The sequence below is a fragment of the Vibrio sp. 2-1-2a genome, from assembly GCF_032648565.1.
Lineage (GTDB): Bacteria > Pseudomonadota > Gammaproteobacteria > Enterobacterales > Vibrionaceae > Vibrio > Vibrio diabolicus.
On sequence record NZ_WBOH01000003.1, the window covers coordinates 459,357 to 476,696 of the forward strand.

Genomic DNA, 17,340 nt, shown 5'->3' on the forward strand with positions numbered 1-17,340 from the left:
AAAAGGATACAAACGTGTCTCATCAAATCATTACTGATCTAAACAGCCGCTACACTGCTAAAAAATACGACGAAACCAAACGCGTTTCTCAAGAAGATATGGCAATCATCAAAGAAGCACTCCGTCTTTCAGCGTCTTCAATTAATTCGCAACCGTGGAAATTCATCGTGATTGAAAGTGATGAGGCCAAGCAACGCTTCCACGATACATTTGCAAATATGCACCAATTTAACCAGCCACACGCGAAAGCCGCGTCACATACGATTCTGTTTGCGTACGATCCAAACTTCACCAAAGAGAAGTTCGCGAAACGTGTGGATGCCGAAGTAACGTCTGGCCACCTACCGGCGGAAATGTACAACAACTTTATGGGCGCCTACGCTTTTGCCGATGCAAATACGGACGAAAATGGCTTCAACGGAAACTGGACAAAAGCACAAGTCTATTTGGCACTAGGCAACCTACTACACACATTGGCACGACTAGGCATTGACTCAACACCGATGGAAGGTGTCGATCCGGCTCTGATTGGAGAAGAGTTTAAAGAAGAGCTCGAGGGCCATATTTGTGAAGTTGCACTGGCGATTGGCTACCATAAAGATGGGGAAGATTATAATCATGGTCTTCCAAAAGCACGCCTTGCATTGGATGACGTAATTACGACTCTATAGTCGACCGTTTCCTTAGCTTAACTACTTAACTCATTGTTTAAAACCAAAAGAGCCGCACTAATGTGCGGCTCTTTTTTAGCTAGGCTTCAACTCTACTCTAACTTTATGCCACTTGCTCAGACTTAAAGTTACCAAGCAATGCATCGTAAAGCTCGTTGTCGCTTAACACACCAACTAACTGGTTGTCCTCCACCATAAGCAGAGGCTGATTGCTGCGCTGCTTAAGCTCAATCGCTTCTCGCATACTGATTTCCGGGCTAACCTGAACCAGAGAATTTTCGTTTACCTCATCAAGGTTCGAAGAATCGCTCTTCCATTGAACCAACGACTTATCTGTATCCGCTAAGCTTAAGCCTTTGCTCTCTTGGGTCACCCAAATATCTTTGTCAGGGCAAATCAGAACACGCTCATCTTCACGAACTAAGTCGTCACGCATCAAAGAGCGTCCCTTAAGTACGTTCAATGGATTAGTGTGGGCAACAAAGTCAGCCACATAATCGTTTTCTGGAGCAAGAATGATCTGTTCTGGCTTGCCGTGTTGAATCAACTTTCCTGATTCCATAATGGCGATGTTGTTACCGATTTTAAGCGCTTCATCCAAGTCGTGACTCACAAAAAGAATGGTTTTGTTTAGCTTTTCTTGAAGCAGAATCAATTCATCTTGAAGCTGAGCACGAATCAATGGGTCAAGCGCTGAAAACGGCTCATCCATTAACAAGATATCAGTGTCCATCGCAAACGCTCGCGCTAGGCCAACACGCTGCTGCATACCACCAGAAAGCTCGTGCGGGAATTTCGTTTCCCACTCAGACAAACCGACCATTTCGAGCTGTTCACGCGCTTTTTTACGGCGCTCTGCTTTGCCAATGCCTTGCATTTCTAGACCAAACGCAACGTTATCCAATACCGTTAACCATGGCATCAATGCAAACTTCTGAAACACCATGGATACGCGGTGAGTACGAAGGTGGCGCAACTTCTGTTCGTCACAGTTAGAGAGCTCAACCATGTCGTCGCCGTCTTTAATTTTCAGAGAGCCACGAGAAATTTCGTTCAACCCGTTAACTGTTCGCAGCAAACTTGATTTACCCGAGCCTGAAAGCCCCATCAAAACACAGATCTCACCCTGTTTCACGTTCAGCGAAACATTATCAACCCCAACCACTTGGCCAGTGTCGTCGATGATTTCTTGTCGAGACTTGCCTTGGTCTAGTAGTGCTAACGCTTGTGACTGCTGCTGACCAAAAACCACATCAAGATTTTGAATAGTAATAGCGTCCATGATTAAGCCTCCTTCTGGTTTGGTGCTTTACACAAGCGGTCAAGAATGATGGCGACGAGTACAATCGCTAAACCCGCTTCAAAACCTTGCGAGATGTTTACGGTATTCAGTGCACGTACGACTGGCTTACCAAGTCCATCAGCACCAACAAGTGCCGCAATGACCACCATAGAGAGAGACAACATAATACATTGCGTAACACCGGCCATAATACTTGGTAATGCCGCAGGTAACTCTACCTTAAACAGCAGCTTCATGCGGCTTGCACCAAATGCTTTGCCCGCTTCAAGTAGCTCCTCCGGCACTTTAATAATACCGAGGTACGTCAATCGAATTGGCGCAGCGATAGCGAAAATGATGGTCGAGATTAGACCAGGGACAATACCTAAGCCAAACAGAACCAAGGTTGGAATTAGGTAAACGAATGTCGGTACGGTCTGCATCAAATCGAGGATTGGTCGCAACAAGGTGTATAACCAAGGACGGTGTGCCGCCATAATGCCCAACGGCACGCCAATTAATACGGAAATCGTTGTCGCTGCAAACACAAGGACAAAGGTTTCCAGCATTTCTTGCCAGTAACCAAGGTTGAGAATTGCGAGCAAGGCCAACACGATGAATACGACAAGCGGAATGCTGCGGTGTAAGAACCAAGCAATTGCCGCCGTCATAATGATTGGCGCTGCAGGTGGCATCCATTTAAAAATGTCCACCACGAAAAGAATGATCGTTTCAAGTGTAATAGAGATTGCATCGAAGAAACCCGATGCATTGATGGTTAACCAATCGACGCCAGTTTCCATCCATTGGCCCAACGGTAGTTTGTTGTCCGTAATAAAATTCAAAATAAAACCTTTGTGTTAATGAAGCGGGCATGACTGCCCACTTTCTTTTTCAAAAAAACGCGCTTAAAAACTGCTAAATTAAGCGTTGGTTTTTAAATAGTTTGTAATCGCTGTTACTGCGTCTTGACCATCCACCGTCTTAACGCCTTCTAGCCACGCTTCAATTTGTTCTTGGTTTGCGTTCAACCATGCTTGCGCTGCTTTCGACGGTTTCTGCTTCTGGTTGAGAATCGCTTCCATCAATTCGTTTTCCATTTCTAGGTTGAATTCTAGGTTTTTCACTAGCTGACCTACATTTGGACACTCAGCAAGGTAGTTTTTACGTACGTTTGTGTACACATTCGCGCCGCCGTAGTTAGGGCCGAAGAAGTCGTCACCACCCGCTAGGTATTCCATTTCAACGTTGCTGTTCATTGGGTGCGGGGCCCAACCTAGGTACACAATCCATTGGTTGCGGCGCGCAGCACGTGATACTTGAGACACCATGCCTGCTTCACTGGATTCAACTAGGCTGAAGTCTTTTAGGCCGAATGCGTTGCTATCAATCATTGACTGAATTAAGCGGTTACCATCGTTACCTGGTTCAATGCCGTAAATGCGGTCTTTAAATTTGTCGGCATGTTTTACTAGATCAGCGAAGTTGGTCACGCCTGCGTCATAAACGTATTTTGGAACCGCGAGTGTGTATTTTGCGCCGACGAGGTTCGCTCGTACGGTTTCAACGGTACCTGCATCACGGTATTTCGCGATGTCACCTTCCATTGTTGGCATCCAGTTACCTAGGAAAATGTCGATATCGCCATTGGCCATAGAAGAGTAAGTAACAGGTACCGATAGTAGATCGGTCTTCGTTTTGTACCCCAACCCTTTTAGCAGCTCAGATGTCACGGCGGTGGTCGCCGTAATGTCGGTCCAACCTACATCTGCAAAACGTACCGTTTCACATTGGTTGGCATAAGCGCCTGTTGCTAAAGTACTTAGTGCGATTGTTGAGAAGATTTTTGTCATCTTAGACATATTGAATTCCTTGTAATGATTACTGACTTTTTTCGTTTTTATGAGATCGAATCGAGATCTCTTTTTGGCGGATGCATTCGTTGCATCTCTTGCCAGTTCGGTGCAATCCAAACTGGTGCGTTGTTCGACGTTTCCAGGGCGTTATCCAAAATCATGTCCGCGGCGCGTTCTGCCACCATAATAGTTGGCGCATTTAAATTACCGTTCGGAATGGTTGGGAAAATAGAAGAGTCCACCACACGTAAGCCTTGAATACCGCGTACTTGGCATCGCTCATTCAAAACCGCTAATGGGTCATTGTCTGCGCCCATTTTGCAGGTACAAGATGGATGGTAAGCACTCTCGACATTCTGCTTCACCCATTCATCAATTTGCTCATCCGTTGTGATATTCAGACCCGGCTGGATCTCATCACCACGAAACTCATCCATGGCTGGCTGATTGAGGATCTCGCGAGTAAGGCGAATACAATCACGCCAATCCTGCTTATCTTGTTCAGTGGAAATATAGTTAAACTCAATCTTCGGCTTATCATTCGGATTCGCAGAGACAACTTCGACCGAACCGCGACTTTCGGGCTTGTTAGGTCCAACATGTACTTGGAAACCATGACCGTCAAAAGCAGCTTGTCCGTCATAACGCATTGCCGCTGGCAAAAAGTGATATTGAATATTTGGCCACTTTAGTCCCTCACGAGACCGGATAAACGCACATGATTCAAAGTGGTTAGTAGCCCCAAGGCCTTTGCGAGTTAATATCCACTCAGTGCCAATCAAGCCCTTGCTCACCAAACCTAATTTGCTGTTGAGTGTGATAGGTTGCTTACAGTGATATTGGAAGTACACTTCTAAGTGATCTTGCAGGTTTTTACCTACCCCTTCCAACGGATGTTTCACCTCAATGCCTGCTTTTTCTAATACTTCTTTAGGGCCAATGCCTGAAAGCTGCAACAGCTGAACTGAGCCAACCGAACCAGCACTCGAAATCACTTCATGATTCGCAAAACATTGCTGAACTGAACCTGACTTTTCGAATTCAACACCAACCGCTTTCTTGCCTTCTGCGCCTGTTTCTTCTAGTAATACGCGATGAACTGTCACTCGCTTCATTAGGGTGAAGTTTTTGCGTTTTTTAGCACGGCTTAAGTATGCATTAGAGGTTGAAGCGCGTACGCCTTTGTCAACGGTCATGTGCATTGGGCCAAAGCCTTCTTGCTGATAACCGTTGTAATCTTTTGTTTCTGGGTAGCCCGCTTCTTTGCCTGCATCAATAAAAGCTTGATACAGCGGATTGATCTTCATATCGTTGCCGTTACATGTGCCGACTGGACCGTTATCGCCTCGGTATTCATCAGCACCACCAATCCAAGACTCTGCCTTACGGAAATAAGGCAAACACGATTGATAATTCCAGCCTTTCGCGCCTTCCTCTTCCCACTGGTCAAAGTCACAAGCGTGTCCACGAACGTAAACCATGCCGTTGATCGACGAACTACCGCCCAGAACTTTCCCGCGAGGACAATGAAGTTGACGGCCATCCAACCCTTGCTCTTCAACTGTCTCAAACTGCCACGCGTATTTTTCAGTGTTCATAGGGTAAGAAAGCGCCGTTGGCATTTGGATAAAAATACTTTTATCCGACCCACCCGCTTCGAGTAATAGGACCGAATATTGACCACTTTCACTTAAGCGATCCGCTAACACACAGCCGGCCGAACCCGCACCGACGATGATATAATCGTAGTGTTGTTGCATTTTGATTCTCCTAGGAGTTAATACCAATCACAGTAGATAAGTGAACGAAATTAGCGTAGGAAAAATGCTTGAGAACAAGGCGGAAATTTTCGATAAGTAGTTAGCCTACAATCAAAATTGACAACGCAGTTATCGAGCATTTTAACAAGCTAAAGTGGTCAGTTATCTACTACGATTGGTATCATTTGTAAGGGCTTTCGAAGTCGCTTAGCTGAACCAGAACACTCTTCGTTTGCGTGTAATGTTTAAGGGTTTCGACACCGTTTTCACGGCCAACACCTGATTGTTTGTAGCCACCAACTGGCATTTCCGCAGGTGAGTCGCCCCATGTATTCACCCAACAAATACCAGCTTGAATTTGATGAATCACGCGGTGGGCACGAGATAGGTTTTGAGTAAATACGCCTGCAGCCAAGCCATAATCGGTGCCATTTGCACGCGCAATCACTTCCGACTCATCACGGAATTTCAGCACTGACATTACCGGACCAAAGATTTCTTGCTGAACGTGGCTCATGTCATCATCGCAATCGACAAATACGGTTGGAGCAACAAAGTTACCATTGGCTAAGCCATTCTCTGTTACTTTGTAGCCACCAGTCAGTAACGTCGCGCCACTCGCTTTCGCGGCTTCAATCGCTCCTAGTACTTTCGATTCATGATCTTTAGAGATCAGCGCGCCAATTTGCGTGTTCTCATCAAGCGGATCGCCGACAACTAACAATTCAGTTCGAGCTTTAAGTTGTGCGATAAAGTCATCATAAATACCTTCATGAACAAACACGCGTGTACCGTGCGTACAAACTTCACCTTGCGTGTAGAAGTTCGCCACCATGGCCGCAGAAACGGCATCGTTTAACTTTGCATCATCAAAAATAATCAGTGGAGACTTACCACCCAGCTCCATCGTTACTTGTTTTAGTGTCTTAGCGCTGTCACTCATGACGACTTTACCGGTGCCTGATTCGCCCGTGAACGATACTTTTGCGATTTCAGGATGCGCCGTTAGCTTCTGCCCTACTCGGTAATCCCCTTGTACGACATTAAATACGCCATCTGGCATGCCCGCTTCTGAATAAATTTCTGCTAGCTTGAGCGCTGTTAATGGTGTTTCTTCTGATGGTTTGAAGATCATAGCGTTGCCCGCAGCCAGCGCTGGCGCCGATTTCCACATCGCAATTTGAATTGGATAATTCCAAGCGCCAATACCTGCGCAAATGCCCAATGGCTCGCGACGTGTGTAGAAAAACTGGTCTTCGCTGAGTGGCTGCTGTTCACCTTGCAAGCTTGGAGCAAGACCCGCATAGTACTCAAGAACATCGGCACCTGTTGTTATATCAACCGCGATAGCTTCTTGAATTGGCTTACCAGTATCTGCCACTTCTAATGCAGCCAGCTCGTCATTACGCTCACGTAAAATGGCAACGGCTTTGTGTAAAATACGGCTACGCTCGATCGCAGTCATTGCTGACCATGCAGCAAAACCTTTCTTTGCCGACTCAATCGCCGCTTCGAGATCGTCTTGGTTCGCTTGTTTAATGTTGGCCAATGGCTCACCATTCGCCGGATTGTAAGTGGTGAAGTGCTCATCTGAACACCCGTTGTACATCGCACCATTGATATAGTGTGCTTTCATTTCCATTTTGAAGACCTGTGACTTTTATATTTTTTCAGAATAAAACGTAAGTTGTTTGTCGAGATAGTCGTTGATGATGATTCTCGCTCTTTCTGCATCAATGCCTTGCGGGTTGAGCGTTCCGCGCAGCCAAATACCATCAATAAGTGACGCAATACCATGAGCAACCAGTTCGGCCTGCTCTGCATTTAATAATGCTTTGAGTTCTTTTCTTAGGTGGGACAATAAACGTCGTTCATTGACACGCTGCAAACGCTTAAGCTGCTCGTCATGCATTGAGTACGACCAGAACGCTAGCCAAGTCTTAGCAACTTGGTTTTCTGCCTGATAGCCGACAAAGTTACCGTCAATGATGGCATTAATTCTTTGGTGATGAGCATCACTTGGCAGCTCACGTAACTTCTGTGTGATAGTAGACGAAAGCTGACGCAAGATTTCGCGCATCGTTTCCTCCAGCAATCCGTGCTTACCACCGAAATAGTGGTTGATAATCCCCGTTGATACTCCGGCTTCTTTGCTGATTAACGAAATACTCGCAGCGTGTAAACCGACTCTATCAATCACTGACATTGTCGCTTTCACCAGCTGTGGTTTTCTGATTTCAGGCATCCCCACCTTTGGCATTTTGCGTCCTTGTTATTTTTAATTGAACGGTTAGTTAAATATAAAATGCCTGAAAATTAGTTCGAACTCAAATCATTTTTTAAGAAAAAGGTTATTAACAAAGGAAGGAAAGTTGATGGTGTACGCAAAATTGCTCGGCAAGAACTTGTCGGGATAACTAGATTTTAATTTAAGAACAAACAAATAAGACAAATAAAATCAACGACTTAAACCTTACTCCGTTTTTAGAACGATGATGAACGAGTTGATTTTTGAACAACAAAAATCTGTGCCACAAAAAATTTATATCGACCACTAATCATTTCACCTGTACACGGTTTGTTTGTACAAAGAATAGACACACTAGTAGTTTGTTATAGTTTTGTAGACACAAGTGGCATTCGCACTTTGAAGGTGAAGGAGGCAAAAAGAGAGGTTATATTGAACGCCATGAATATGCGATTCGATATCCTTAAGCCATTTTTAAGTGATATCGCCAAGTGACTTTAAGATGTTAGATTCAGCGTTTTGTATTCGAAGCAAGGATCTCAAAGTTACTTGGCTATCAAAGTAAATGGGAGGGATAAGTTCAGGCTCACCGTTTGATGAGCCTGCATTCTTGATTTTATTAGGTCAGCTTGCGCCCTTTCACGCAGTTACGTCCATCCGCTTTAGCTTGATAAAGTAATTTATCTGCCTGATCACAGAGTGATTTAAAATTCATCTCACTATCTTCAGTCGTCACAACACCAAAACTACAGGTCACTCTCACTTCTTCATTCTGTTCCGTGACGAACCCATGTAAGGATAAAGCGCTACGTAATCGTTCAGCGGTAATGAGAGAGTCTTCATGATCGGTATTGGGCATCACAACAACAAACTCCTCACCACCAAAGCGTGCAACAATGTCATTTTCACGCACCGTCTCTTCTAGCACTTTGGCAACGCCTGTTAGTACGGCATCACCGAACACATGCCCATAGGTATCATTTACCTGTTTAAAATAATCTACATCGATTAGCGCTAAACTTACCGGCCCCGACTGCGGCTTCTTTGGCACCATTTTCTGTTTATCGAGTTTGCTATCCACCCATTTGTTTAAAGCTAGGTAGCCGTACTTAACTTGCTCGACTTGCTCAGACACAAAATGCTGCACCTTTTCTTGCTTAGATTGAGGCGTCGGCTTTTCTTTGCGTTCACGTTTCGTCTCTACGGGTTTAGTGAACCAATCTTCTAAAAAACGGCGATTGAATAACCCTGTCAACGTATCTGTCTTTGCTAGGCGGCGCATTCTTAAACGTGATCGATTCACAACAAGGAATACCACTGCCATCATAAAGAGAACACCAATGAGTGCTAGTAGCGCTTCACCCAATAGATAAAAGGTACGACGGTTATTTTCCAGTTCCATACGCTGCAACACGTTGTTCCAGTTGAGATCTTCGTTCTCATATTCAAGTCGTTCCAACTCAAATAACGTCTGCTGGCGCTCAAGATTTTCAACTTCTCTTTGGTTGCTAAATTGGATGAATTTATCGTGATAGTTGCCGTAAGTTTTATACGCTAATTTAAAGTCATTGCTTCCCGCGTAGGCCATGGCAGCCACTTTTAGTAGTTCCATTTGCTGTTGCTTAACATATCGGCTCTCGATAATTTCCGGCAACATAGGCGCGATCATCGCTAGAAGTGTCTCAAACTGCTTCTGTTCTAGCATATATTCGGCTTGCAACAGCTTAAATGTAGCTAAGTAGGCGCTAGAGGTTTCTCTATACTGTAAGTTCTCCGCCAACTTTAAGTGGTGAACCATCTTATTTTCTTGGTTCGTCTCACGGTATAACGCAGCAAGCTCGAGATTAACTCGAAACCTAAAGCGCCCGTCACCAATGATTTGCGCGAGCTTTAGCGCTCTCTGATACGATACAATCGCCTCTTCGTATTGGAACTGTGCCTTATGAAGCTTTGCTATCGTTAAGACGCTCAGCAGCTCATTGAACGACATGCGTCTATCCCTAAAATAACGGTACGCTTGTTCCAACAATGCTTCTGAACGGTCATAGCCCTGAATTTTGACCAGTACGTCACCAAGCTCTAGCGCCGCCCGTTCGACCAATCCTTGAACGCCAGAGGACTCAGCCGCATCCATTGACGACATAATTGCGGCATAGGATTTTTTAAACTCGCCCTGTTCATCGTAGTAACGTCCTTTTAGCAACAGGATCTCCGACTCGAGCTGCTTATCGCCATTTTCACGCGATGTTTCCAACAAACTATCCAACGAAGAAAGCGCGGTATCGATATCGCTCTTTCCGACCATAGTTCGCATCTGAATCAACTTAAATAAGAGATGCTCATGGCTTTGTGGACGCACAAGTTCCAACCCTTTTTGTGCGACGTTTTGGCTCTCTTCCGCGCGCCCAAGTAGCTCTAGAACCGTGGACTTTGCAAGCCAATAACGTACCAGTAGCTCTGTTGGTTGATTTTGTAGTAGAGAGTCTTCTTCTAACGCCTCAATCAAAGCCAAAGAGCTCTGAGGTAATGCGTAAATTTGATTTTCAATGCCTTCTAGCGACTGTAAAAACTTACCTTCTTGTTCAACCTTTTCTGCGGATGCCTGAATAGAAAGACACAGACACCCCAATAGTAGTGGCATCGTCCTAAGCGAATGAAATAGTGACATTATTGCTCTTCCCTAATGGGTAGTTACTTCAGTGTAATAGAGAATTCTGGTTATTTTATTATTAAGGTAGCTGAAGGTTATTCAGCCAGCCTCATATTCCCATGTATTTTGCGCTGAATAATAAATCACCATCTTTAGATGTCGAAATGGTTTTCGGTCACAATATAATCAATAAGAGTGTTTTTCATACCCCAAGAAGCAAAATCTCATCAATGAGACAAATAATTGTCTTGATTGTGAATTAATGTATTTACATAAAAATTAACACGAGAGCACTTATTCATACCAAAAATACAAAAGAGTTGTAAATGTAATCGGTACAGCAGCCGTTGCTAAAACATCCATTAAAAATTATCGATAGAAACAATATAAGAAAGGAGGAAGGAAGCGGACAATCAAGCTCGCTCCCCTTTTTAATATGAGGAGGGGCTACATTCGCATTCCGCCATCGACTTCGAATACTCTTCCAGTCACGAACTCATTGGTTAACACGTATTTGATGGTCGAAGAAATTTCATCAGCAAGACCTAAGCGTCCGACAGGAATCATTTTAACTAAACGCTCCATCGCTTCAGGTTTTATTTGGTCCGTCATGGCAGTCTTGATGACACCCGGAGCAATCGCTACTGAGCGAATTCCGAAACGCCCTAACTCTTTCGCCCACACCGTCGCCATGGTGGCTACCGCCGCTTTGGATGCAGAATAGTTAGTTTGACCAATATTCCCCGCACGCGCGACGCTAGATATGTTGATCAGAACGCCTTTGCTGTCGGTGTTCAGCATTACCTTGCTTGCTTCGCGGCCACACAGAAAAGTGCCTGTCACATTCACATCCATAACAGACTGAAATTGTTCCAGCGACATCGCGTTAACCTGACCATCTTTAACTTTGATGAACATGCCATCGCGCATAATGCCTGCGTTATTGATCACGCCATTGAGCTGTTTGAAATCCGCTTCAATTTGCGTAAAAGCAGCGCACACTTCTTGTTCTTCCGTCACGTTCGCTACATAAAAACGAGTGGTGACGCCGAAAGATTCACACTCCGCTTTCGTTTCAGCCAGTTGGTCTGAATTGAGGTCGATAAGCGCAAGGTGAACACCGCTTTCCGCTAGCGACAGCGCCATTTGTTTACCAAGCCCCTGCCCGGCCCCCGTGATCGCAATAACCTTATTTGCTAGATCCATAAGCACTCCTTAGGCCTGATTTTGCTTTTGGTAGAACTCAAACAAGCTTGAAAAATCTTTTTGTCCGTTGCCCTGACCGTTGTGAAAATTAAACAGGTTACGAGCCAAGCTGCCCATTGGTGTTGATGTTTGACTGGCAACCGCCGCTTCCATCGCAAGACCGAGATCTTTCGCCATTAACTGACTCATAAAGCCGCCCTGATAACCATTGCTTGCAGGCGTGTTTTCCATCACACCTGGGCACGGGTTGTAAAGCTCTAGCGCCCAGTTACGGCCTGAACTTTGCAGCATGATGTCAGACAGCACTTTGGGATCGAGTCCGTTTTCCATGCCTAAATTGAGTGCTTCACAAGTGCCGCTCATCAAAATGCCCAACATCATGTTATTGCAGATCTTCGCCACCTGACCGGCTCCGGCATCACCTGCATGGAAAATTTTTTTGCCCATGTGGCTAAGCACCACCTTGGCTTGAACAAAGTTCTCTTGTGAGCCGCCAACAATGAAAGTCAACGTACCTGCCGCTGCGCCCGCAACGCCACCAGATACCGGTGCATCAACAAAGCTGAAGCCAAGCTGCAGCGCCTTTTCGCCAACCAAACGAGCGGTCGCTGGATCGATGGTCGAAGAGTCGATTAGCAACGTTCCAGAATCTACGCTATCTAAGATCCCGTCTTGACCAAGATAAACACTTTGAACGTGTTGGCTAGCAGGTAGCATGGTGAACACCACGCTCGCACCTTGAACGGCTTGTTTTACCGAATCTGCACTCGACGCACCAAGTGCGGTAAGTTCTGCCACAGCGTTTGGATTCAAATCAAACACTTCGACGTTCAAGCCCGCTGTAAGTAGGTTCTTAGCCATAGGCGCGCCCATGTTGCCAAGGCCAATAAATGCAATTTTATCCATGTCGTATTTCTTCCTTGTCTAAAGTACCACAGTGGCAACCGAGGATGCGGTCAGTGGGTATTCTGCTGAATCAATTGGCGCGAAGAAGCGTTCCAAAACTTGTGGCGTTACGTCAGAAACCGTGCGATGTTGCCAAGTCGGTTGATTGGTTTTATCGATAATCAGCGCACGAACCCCTTCTCTAAAATCACCTTCTAAGCCGCAACGTAGCGTCAGGTTAAATTCCATATCAAAACACTCTTTTAAAGAGAGATTTTGATACTGCGTTAACTGCTGATAGGTGATATTGAGCGACAACGGACTGCCATAGTTCAATGCTTTTTGCGCATTGACGAACCACTTGTCATCAACGTCAGCACTGCTGATTGCGCGGACAATCGAATCTAAATCCCCCGAACAAAGCTGATCAATCAATCCCGCATATGGCATCAACATCCCTTCGCTTGGCTCGTCCACTTGTACCGAACGCAGCGTATTGGCGATTTTTTCGTTGATGTTCGCTTCACCTTTCCAACTTATGGATGTAAGCAGATCCAACAGTGCTTGTTTGCTTTCTGGCTTTGCAATCCATTGGCTTAATCCCAACGCTTTCATGTCTGTCGCGTTAATTTGGCAAGCCGTCAAACTTAAGAAAAGTGCCAAATGTTTTGGTAACTGATTTAGGAAGTACGTCGCGCCTACGTCTGGGTAAAGGCCGATTTTAATCTCTGGCATCGCAAAGCGTGTGGTGGTTTCTGCTACGCGATGACTTGCGCCCATAAATAAGCCCACACCGCCGCCCATCAGATAACCATGCCCCCACGCGATGATCGGTTTTGGATAAGTGTGAATAAGATGATCACAGCGATATTCGAGGTCAAAGAAGGTCTCCATGGCTGAAAACGCAGAATCAAAATCTTGCTCTTTGTTTTCAAGTGCACGGTAGATCGCTTGAATATCGCCGCCAGCACAAAACGCTTTTTCACCCTTGGCATGCAAAAAGACCGCGACGATACTGTCGTCCATTTGCCATTCATTAAGCTGTTTGTACAACTTCTCAATCATCACGTAACTCAACGCGTTGAGAGCAGCTGGATTATCAAGTTCCAGCACACCAATAACAGAACCATCAGCGCACTCAAGTTTTGAAACATTTACTGTACCTGTCATTTGGCCTCCGCTAGCTGTTTGTCCATTGTGGCTTGCGCTTTTGCAAGAAGGCATTCACACCCTCAGTCTGATCTTGTGTATTGAACAGCTGTAAAAACAGTTCACGCTCCAAAACCAATCCAGAAGCGTGAGTTTGGCTGCGTCGACCTTGAATGAGCGTTTTGCACGCAGACACGGATTTCGGCGATTGGCCAGCAACGCGCTGTGCAAGTGCCATCGCAGCATCCAGTGCTTGGCCTTTCGCCACCACTTCTTCGACTAAACCAATTTTTTCCGCTCGCTCGGCCGTCACTCGTTCGCCACACAGAATCATGCGCTTCGCCCAACCTTCACCTACCAACGCGGTCAGGTTTTGTGTCCCTCCCGCACACGGCAACAAACCTACCGATGCTTCAGGAAGTGCCATTTGTACTTGTTCTTCTGCGATACGAAGGTCACACGCCATCGCCACTTCCAGACCGCCGCCCATCGCATAGCCATTAATCGCTGCGATAGAAACCCCATCGAATGCAGACAGCGCTTCAAACGCTTCACCAAATGCGAACGCCATGTCTGCTGCTTGTGATTTATCACCCGATGCAAAGTTATTAAGATCTGCTCCAGCAGAAAAGAATTTCTCGCCTTCGCCTGTTAAAACCAACGCATAAATAGAGCGATCATTACTAAGTTCAATTGCCAACTCTTTAAGCTGATTCAAAGATTCAAGCGTCCAAGTGTTCGCTGGCGGATTACTAATCGTGAGCTTGGCAATGTGCGCTTCGCGCTCTAATTTGATTTGTGCCGTCATAATCTCTCAGTCCTTTTTAATTTCTTTAGGTAAGGCTGTGTCTCGCTGACTAAAGCAGCTCAACGCCTTCCGTTAGTAATCGTCTTGCGACGATCAGACGCATGATTTCGTTGGTACCTTCAAGAATTTGGTGAACACGAACGTCTCGGAAATGGCGCTCGACTGGATATTCTTTGATGTAGCCATACCCACCGTGAATTTGCAGTGCCTGGTCACAGACCTTAAAGCCCACATCAGTAGCAAAGCGTTTTGCCATGGCACAGTAGGCACTCTTTTCTGCGTGCTGGGCATCGAGTTTAGCGGCAGCGAGTCGCACCATTTGACGCGCAGCGACCAGCTCAGTCGCCATATCAGCAAGCTTGAACTGCAACGCTTGAAATTGCGCCAGTGAACGGCCGAACTGTTTGCGTTCGTTCATGTATTGCTTTGCTTCGTTCAGTGCTTGTTGCGCAGTACCGACGGAACAAGTAGCGATATTGATTCGACCACCATCAAGGCCAAGCATGGCGAACTTAAAGCCTTCTCCCTCTTCACCCAACAGATAGTCAGCCGGAATGCGGACATTTTCGAAGGTAATCATGCGAGTTGGCTGGCAGTTCCAACCCATTTTGGCTTCTTTTTTACCGTAGCTAATGCCTTCGCAATCAGCAGGAACAACGAATGCAGAAACGCCACCCGCTCCTTCACCACACGAACGCGCCATCACGACGAGAACATCTGTATCACCCGCGCCCGAGATAAACACTTTTGCGCCATTCAAGACAAACTCCTCACCATCACGCACTGCGCTAGTAGTTAGAGAAGCGGCGTCAGAGCCGGCGTTAGGTTCGGTTAAACAGTAGGAAGCGAGCTTTTCACCCGAAATTAGATCCGCGCTAAATTGCTGCGCCACTTCGGCTTTGGCAAAGCTGGTGATCATCCACGTCGCCATGTTGTGAATGGTCATAAACGCAGTAGTCGCGGTACAACCCATAGCCAACTGCTCGAAAATGATCGCCGCATCCAAACGAGACAATCCCAAACCACCATGCTCTGGCGGCGTATAGATGCTCAGAAAACCAAGTTCACCTGCTTGACGCAGTACATCTTTAGGGAAATGATGGTTTTCATCCCACTCGGCCGCGTGCGGCGCTAACATTTGGTCTGCAAACTGCTTTGCTACTTCGGCAAACGCGAGTTGATCTTCGTTTAATTCAAAATCCATCTTGAAGTCCTAAGGTCTAATTCGTTGCATTTTTATCCGACCCAAGCCCTCTAAAGGGTTGAAGGGCTTGGCTAGAGGTATCGCTAATCCAGTAATTAGCTAAGTTGAATAGTCATGTTTGGACCACTTGGAATATCATCTTCAAACCAACGCGCAGTGACAGTTTTCGTTTCGGTGTAGAAGCGAACCGCTTGTTTGCCGTAAGCATGCAGATCACCGTAGAAGCTGCCTTTCCAACCCGTAAACGAGAAGAACGGCAAAGGCACTGGAATCGGCACGTTGACGCCTACGTTACCCACTTCGATGTTGTGCTGATACTTTCTCGCTGCTGCGCCGTTCGCCGTGAAAATAGACGTACCATTACCAAAGCGGTTTGCATTGATCAGTTCAATAGCTTCATCTAGGTCATCCACTTCCATAGTTAACAGTACAGGCCCGAAAATCTCTTCCTGATAAATCGACATGTCTGTCGTCACATTGGTAAACAGTGTTGGACCGACCCAGTTACCGTTCGGGAAGCCAGATACTTCGCAATCTGTCCCATCCAGAACACAATTCGCGCCTGACGCTTTGCCTTCATTAATCAGATTCACCACTCGCTGCTTCGCTTGAGGGCTAATCAGCGGACCATAACCGGCGGTTTTATCATCCCACGCGCCAGGTTGAACCTGAGCTAACGCCTCTTTAAGCTCTGGAATCCATTCTTTGGTTTCGCCGACAAATACTGCCACCGAAATCGCCATACAACGCTGACCTGCGGCACCGACGGACGCGCCAACCAAGTTATTAATCACTTGCTGCTTGTTTGCATCTGGCATGATGACCATGTGGTTCTTCGCACCCGCAAATGACTGCACGCGCTTTAGGTTGTCCGTACCCGTTTTGTAGATGTACTCACCAACTGGCACTGAGCCGACAAAAGAGATCGCACGAACGACTGGATCAGTCAGAATACGGTCGACTTGCTCTTTGGTGCCGTGAACAATTTGCAAAACACCTTTTGGTGCACCTGCTTGTTCAAACAGCTCCGCCAGTTTCATTGCCGTTAGTGGCACTTGCTCTGACGGCTTCAAAATAAAGGTGTTGCCACAAGCGATCGCCATTGGGAACATCCATAGAGGGATCATCGCAGGGAAGTTAAACGGAGTAATACCCGCACAAACACCAAGCGGTTGAATGTAAGAGTAACCATCAATATTGGTTGCGACACTCTCAACCGTTTCGCCCATCATTGAGCTACAAATGTTCGCCGCTTGTTCTACCACTTCAATCCCGCGCCAAATGTCACCCTTTGCATCCGCAAGAGTTTTGCCTGTCTCACTTGAAAGCAGTATCGCCAACTCATCGTGTTGCTCTTTTAGCAAGTGTTGGTAGCGTAGCATCAATCTCGCACGCTCCGGCGCAGCGACTTCTTTCCAACGCTTGAACGTTTCTGTTGCGCTGGCAATCGCCGCATTCATTTCCGATTCCGTGGCACAAGGTACTTGTGCAATCACTTCGTTGGTTGCCGGGTTGGTTACATCTAGCCATTGTTTTGAATCGGAGATGGCAAATTCACCACCGATATACTGCTTTACTTGTTCTGTCATGATGACATCCTTGTATTTTTCAGCTTGTTACT

General features: G+C 46.1%; 14 protein-coding genes. 1 reads left to right on the top strand and 13 read right to left on the bottom strand.

The window, feature by feature from the left end:
* The first annotated feature begins 14 nt into the window (after positions 1–14).
* Positions 15–671 (top strand): NAD(P)H-dependent oxidoreductase, encoded by a 657-nt coding sequence (locus tag F7Y48_RS10390; protein ID WP_316683865.1) that lies wholly within the window; start codon positions 15–17, stop codon positions 669–671.
* Between the two features lie 103 nt (positions 672–774).
* On the opposite strand, the gene choV is transcribed toward F7Y48_RS10390, so the two are convergent.
* The 13 genes from choV to F7Y48_RS10455 all read right to left on the bottom strand — a co-directional run bounded on the left by choV (position 775) and on the right by F7Y48_RS10455 (position 17,308).
* On the bottom strand, positions 775–1,953 hold the full coding sequence (choV, locus tag F7Y48_RS10395) for a choline ABC transporter ATP-binding protein (RefSeq protein WP_316683867.1): 1,179 nt from the start codon (positions 1,951–1,953) through the stop codon (positions 775–777).
* Between the two features lie 2 nt (positions 1,954–1,955).
* Entirely contained in the window at positions 1,956–2,798 is an 843-nt protein-coding gene (choW, locus tag F7Y48_RS10400; RefSeq protein ID WP_005392552.1) for a choline ABC transporter permease subunit, read from the bottom strand.
* Between the two features lie 78 nt (positions 2,799–2,876).
* Positions 2,877–3,815, bottom strand: coding sequence for a choline ABC transporter substrate-binding protein (locus F7Y48_RS10405; RefSeq protein WP_005392553.1), 939 nt, complete (start codon positions 3,813–3,815; stop codon positions 2,877–2,879).
* Between the two features lie 38 nt (positions 3,816–3,853).
* On the bottom strand, positions 3,854–5,569 hold the full coding sequence (gene betA / locus F7Y48_RS10410; RefSeq protein ID WP_316683870.1) for a choline dehydrogenase: 1,716 nt from the start codon (positions 5,567–5,569) through the stop codon (positions 3,854–3,856).
* A 181-nt stretch (positions 5,570–5,750) separates the two neighbouring features.
* The gene (gene betB, locus F7Y48_RS10415) at positions 5,751–7,211 is read right to left on the bottom strand and encodes a betaine-aldehyde dehydrogenase (protein WP_316683872.1); all 1,461 of its coding nucleotides are present in this window, start codon (positions 7,209–7,211) and stop codon (positions 5,751–5,753) included.
* Positions 7,212–7,229: 18 nt separating this feature from the next.
* Positions 7,230–7,829 (bottom strand): transcriptional regulator BetI, encoded by a 600-nt coding sequence (gene betI, locus F7Y48_RS10420; RefSeq protein ID WP_005392557.1) that lies wholly within the window; start codon positions 7,827–7,829, stop codon positions 7,230–7,232.
* Between the two features lie 607 nt (positions 7,830–8,436).
* On the bottom strand, positions 8,437–10,458 hold the full coding sequence (locus tag F7Y48_RS10425; RefSeq protein ID WP_395205795.1) for a diguanylate cyclase: 2,022 nt from the start codon (positions 10,456–10,458) through the stop codon (positions 8,437–8,439).
* A 456-nt stretch (positions 10,459–10,914) separates the two neighbouring features.
* Positions 10,915–11,673, bottom strand: a complete 759-nt coding sequence (locus F7Y48_RS10430; RefSeq protein WP_005392559.1) for an SDR family oxidoreductase — start codon at positions 11,671–11,673, stop codon at positions 10,915–10,917.
* Positions 11,674–11,682: 9 nt separating this feature from the next.
* Positions 11,683–12,579 (bottom strand): 3-hydroxyisobutyrate dehydrogenase, encoded by an 897-nt coding sequence (mmsB, locus tag F7Y48_RS10435; protein WP_316683876.1) that lies wholly within the window; start codon positions 12,577–12,579, stop codon positions 11,683–11,685.
* A gap of 18 nt (positions 12,580–12,597) precedes the next feature.
* Entirely contained in the window at positions 12,598–13,728 is a 1,131-nt protein-coding gene (locus F7Y48_RS10440; protein WP_316683878.1) for an enoyl-CoA hydratase/isomerase family protein, read from the bottom strand.
* Between the two features lie 10 nt (positions 13,729–13,738).
* The gene (locus F7Y48_RS10445; protein WP_258508498.1) at positions 13,739–14,515 is read right to left on the bottom strand and encodes an enoyl-CoA hydratase; all 777 of its coding nucleotides are present in this window, start codon (positions 14,513–14,515) and stop codon (positions 13,739–13,741) included.
* A 49-nt stretch (positions 14,516–14,564) separates the two neighbouring features.
* A complete protein-coding gene (locus F7Y48_RS10450; RefSeq protein ID WP_316683879.1) occupies positions 14,565–15,719 on the bottom strand; it encodes an acyl-CoA dehydrogenase family protein in 1,155 nt (384 codons plus the stop codon).
* 95 nt (positions 15,720–15,814) lie between these two features.
* Positions 15,815–17,308 carry a CoA-acylating methylmalonate-semialdehyde dehydrogenase gene (locus tag F7Y48_RS10455; RefSeq protein WP_316683881.1) on the bottom strand — a complete coding sequence of 498 codons (1,494 nt, stop codon included), beginning with the start codon at positions 17,306–17,308 and terminating at the stop codon, positions 15,815–15,817.
* Between the last annotated feature and the right edge of the window lie 32 nt (positions 17,309–17,340).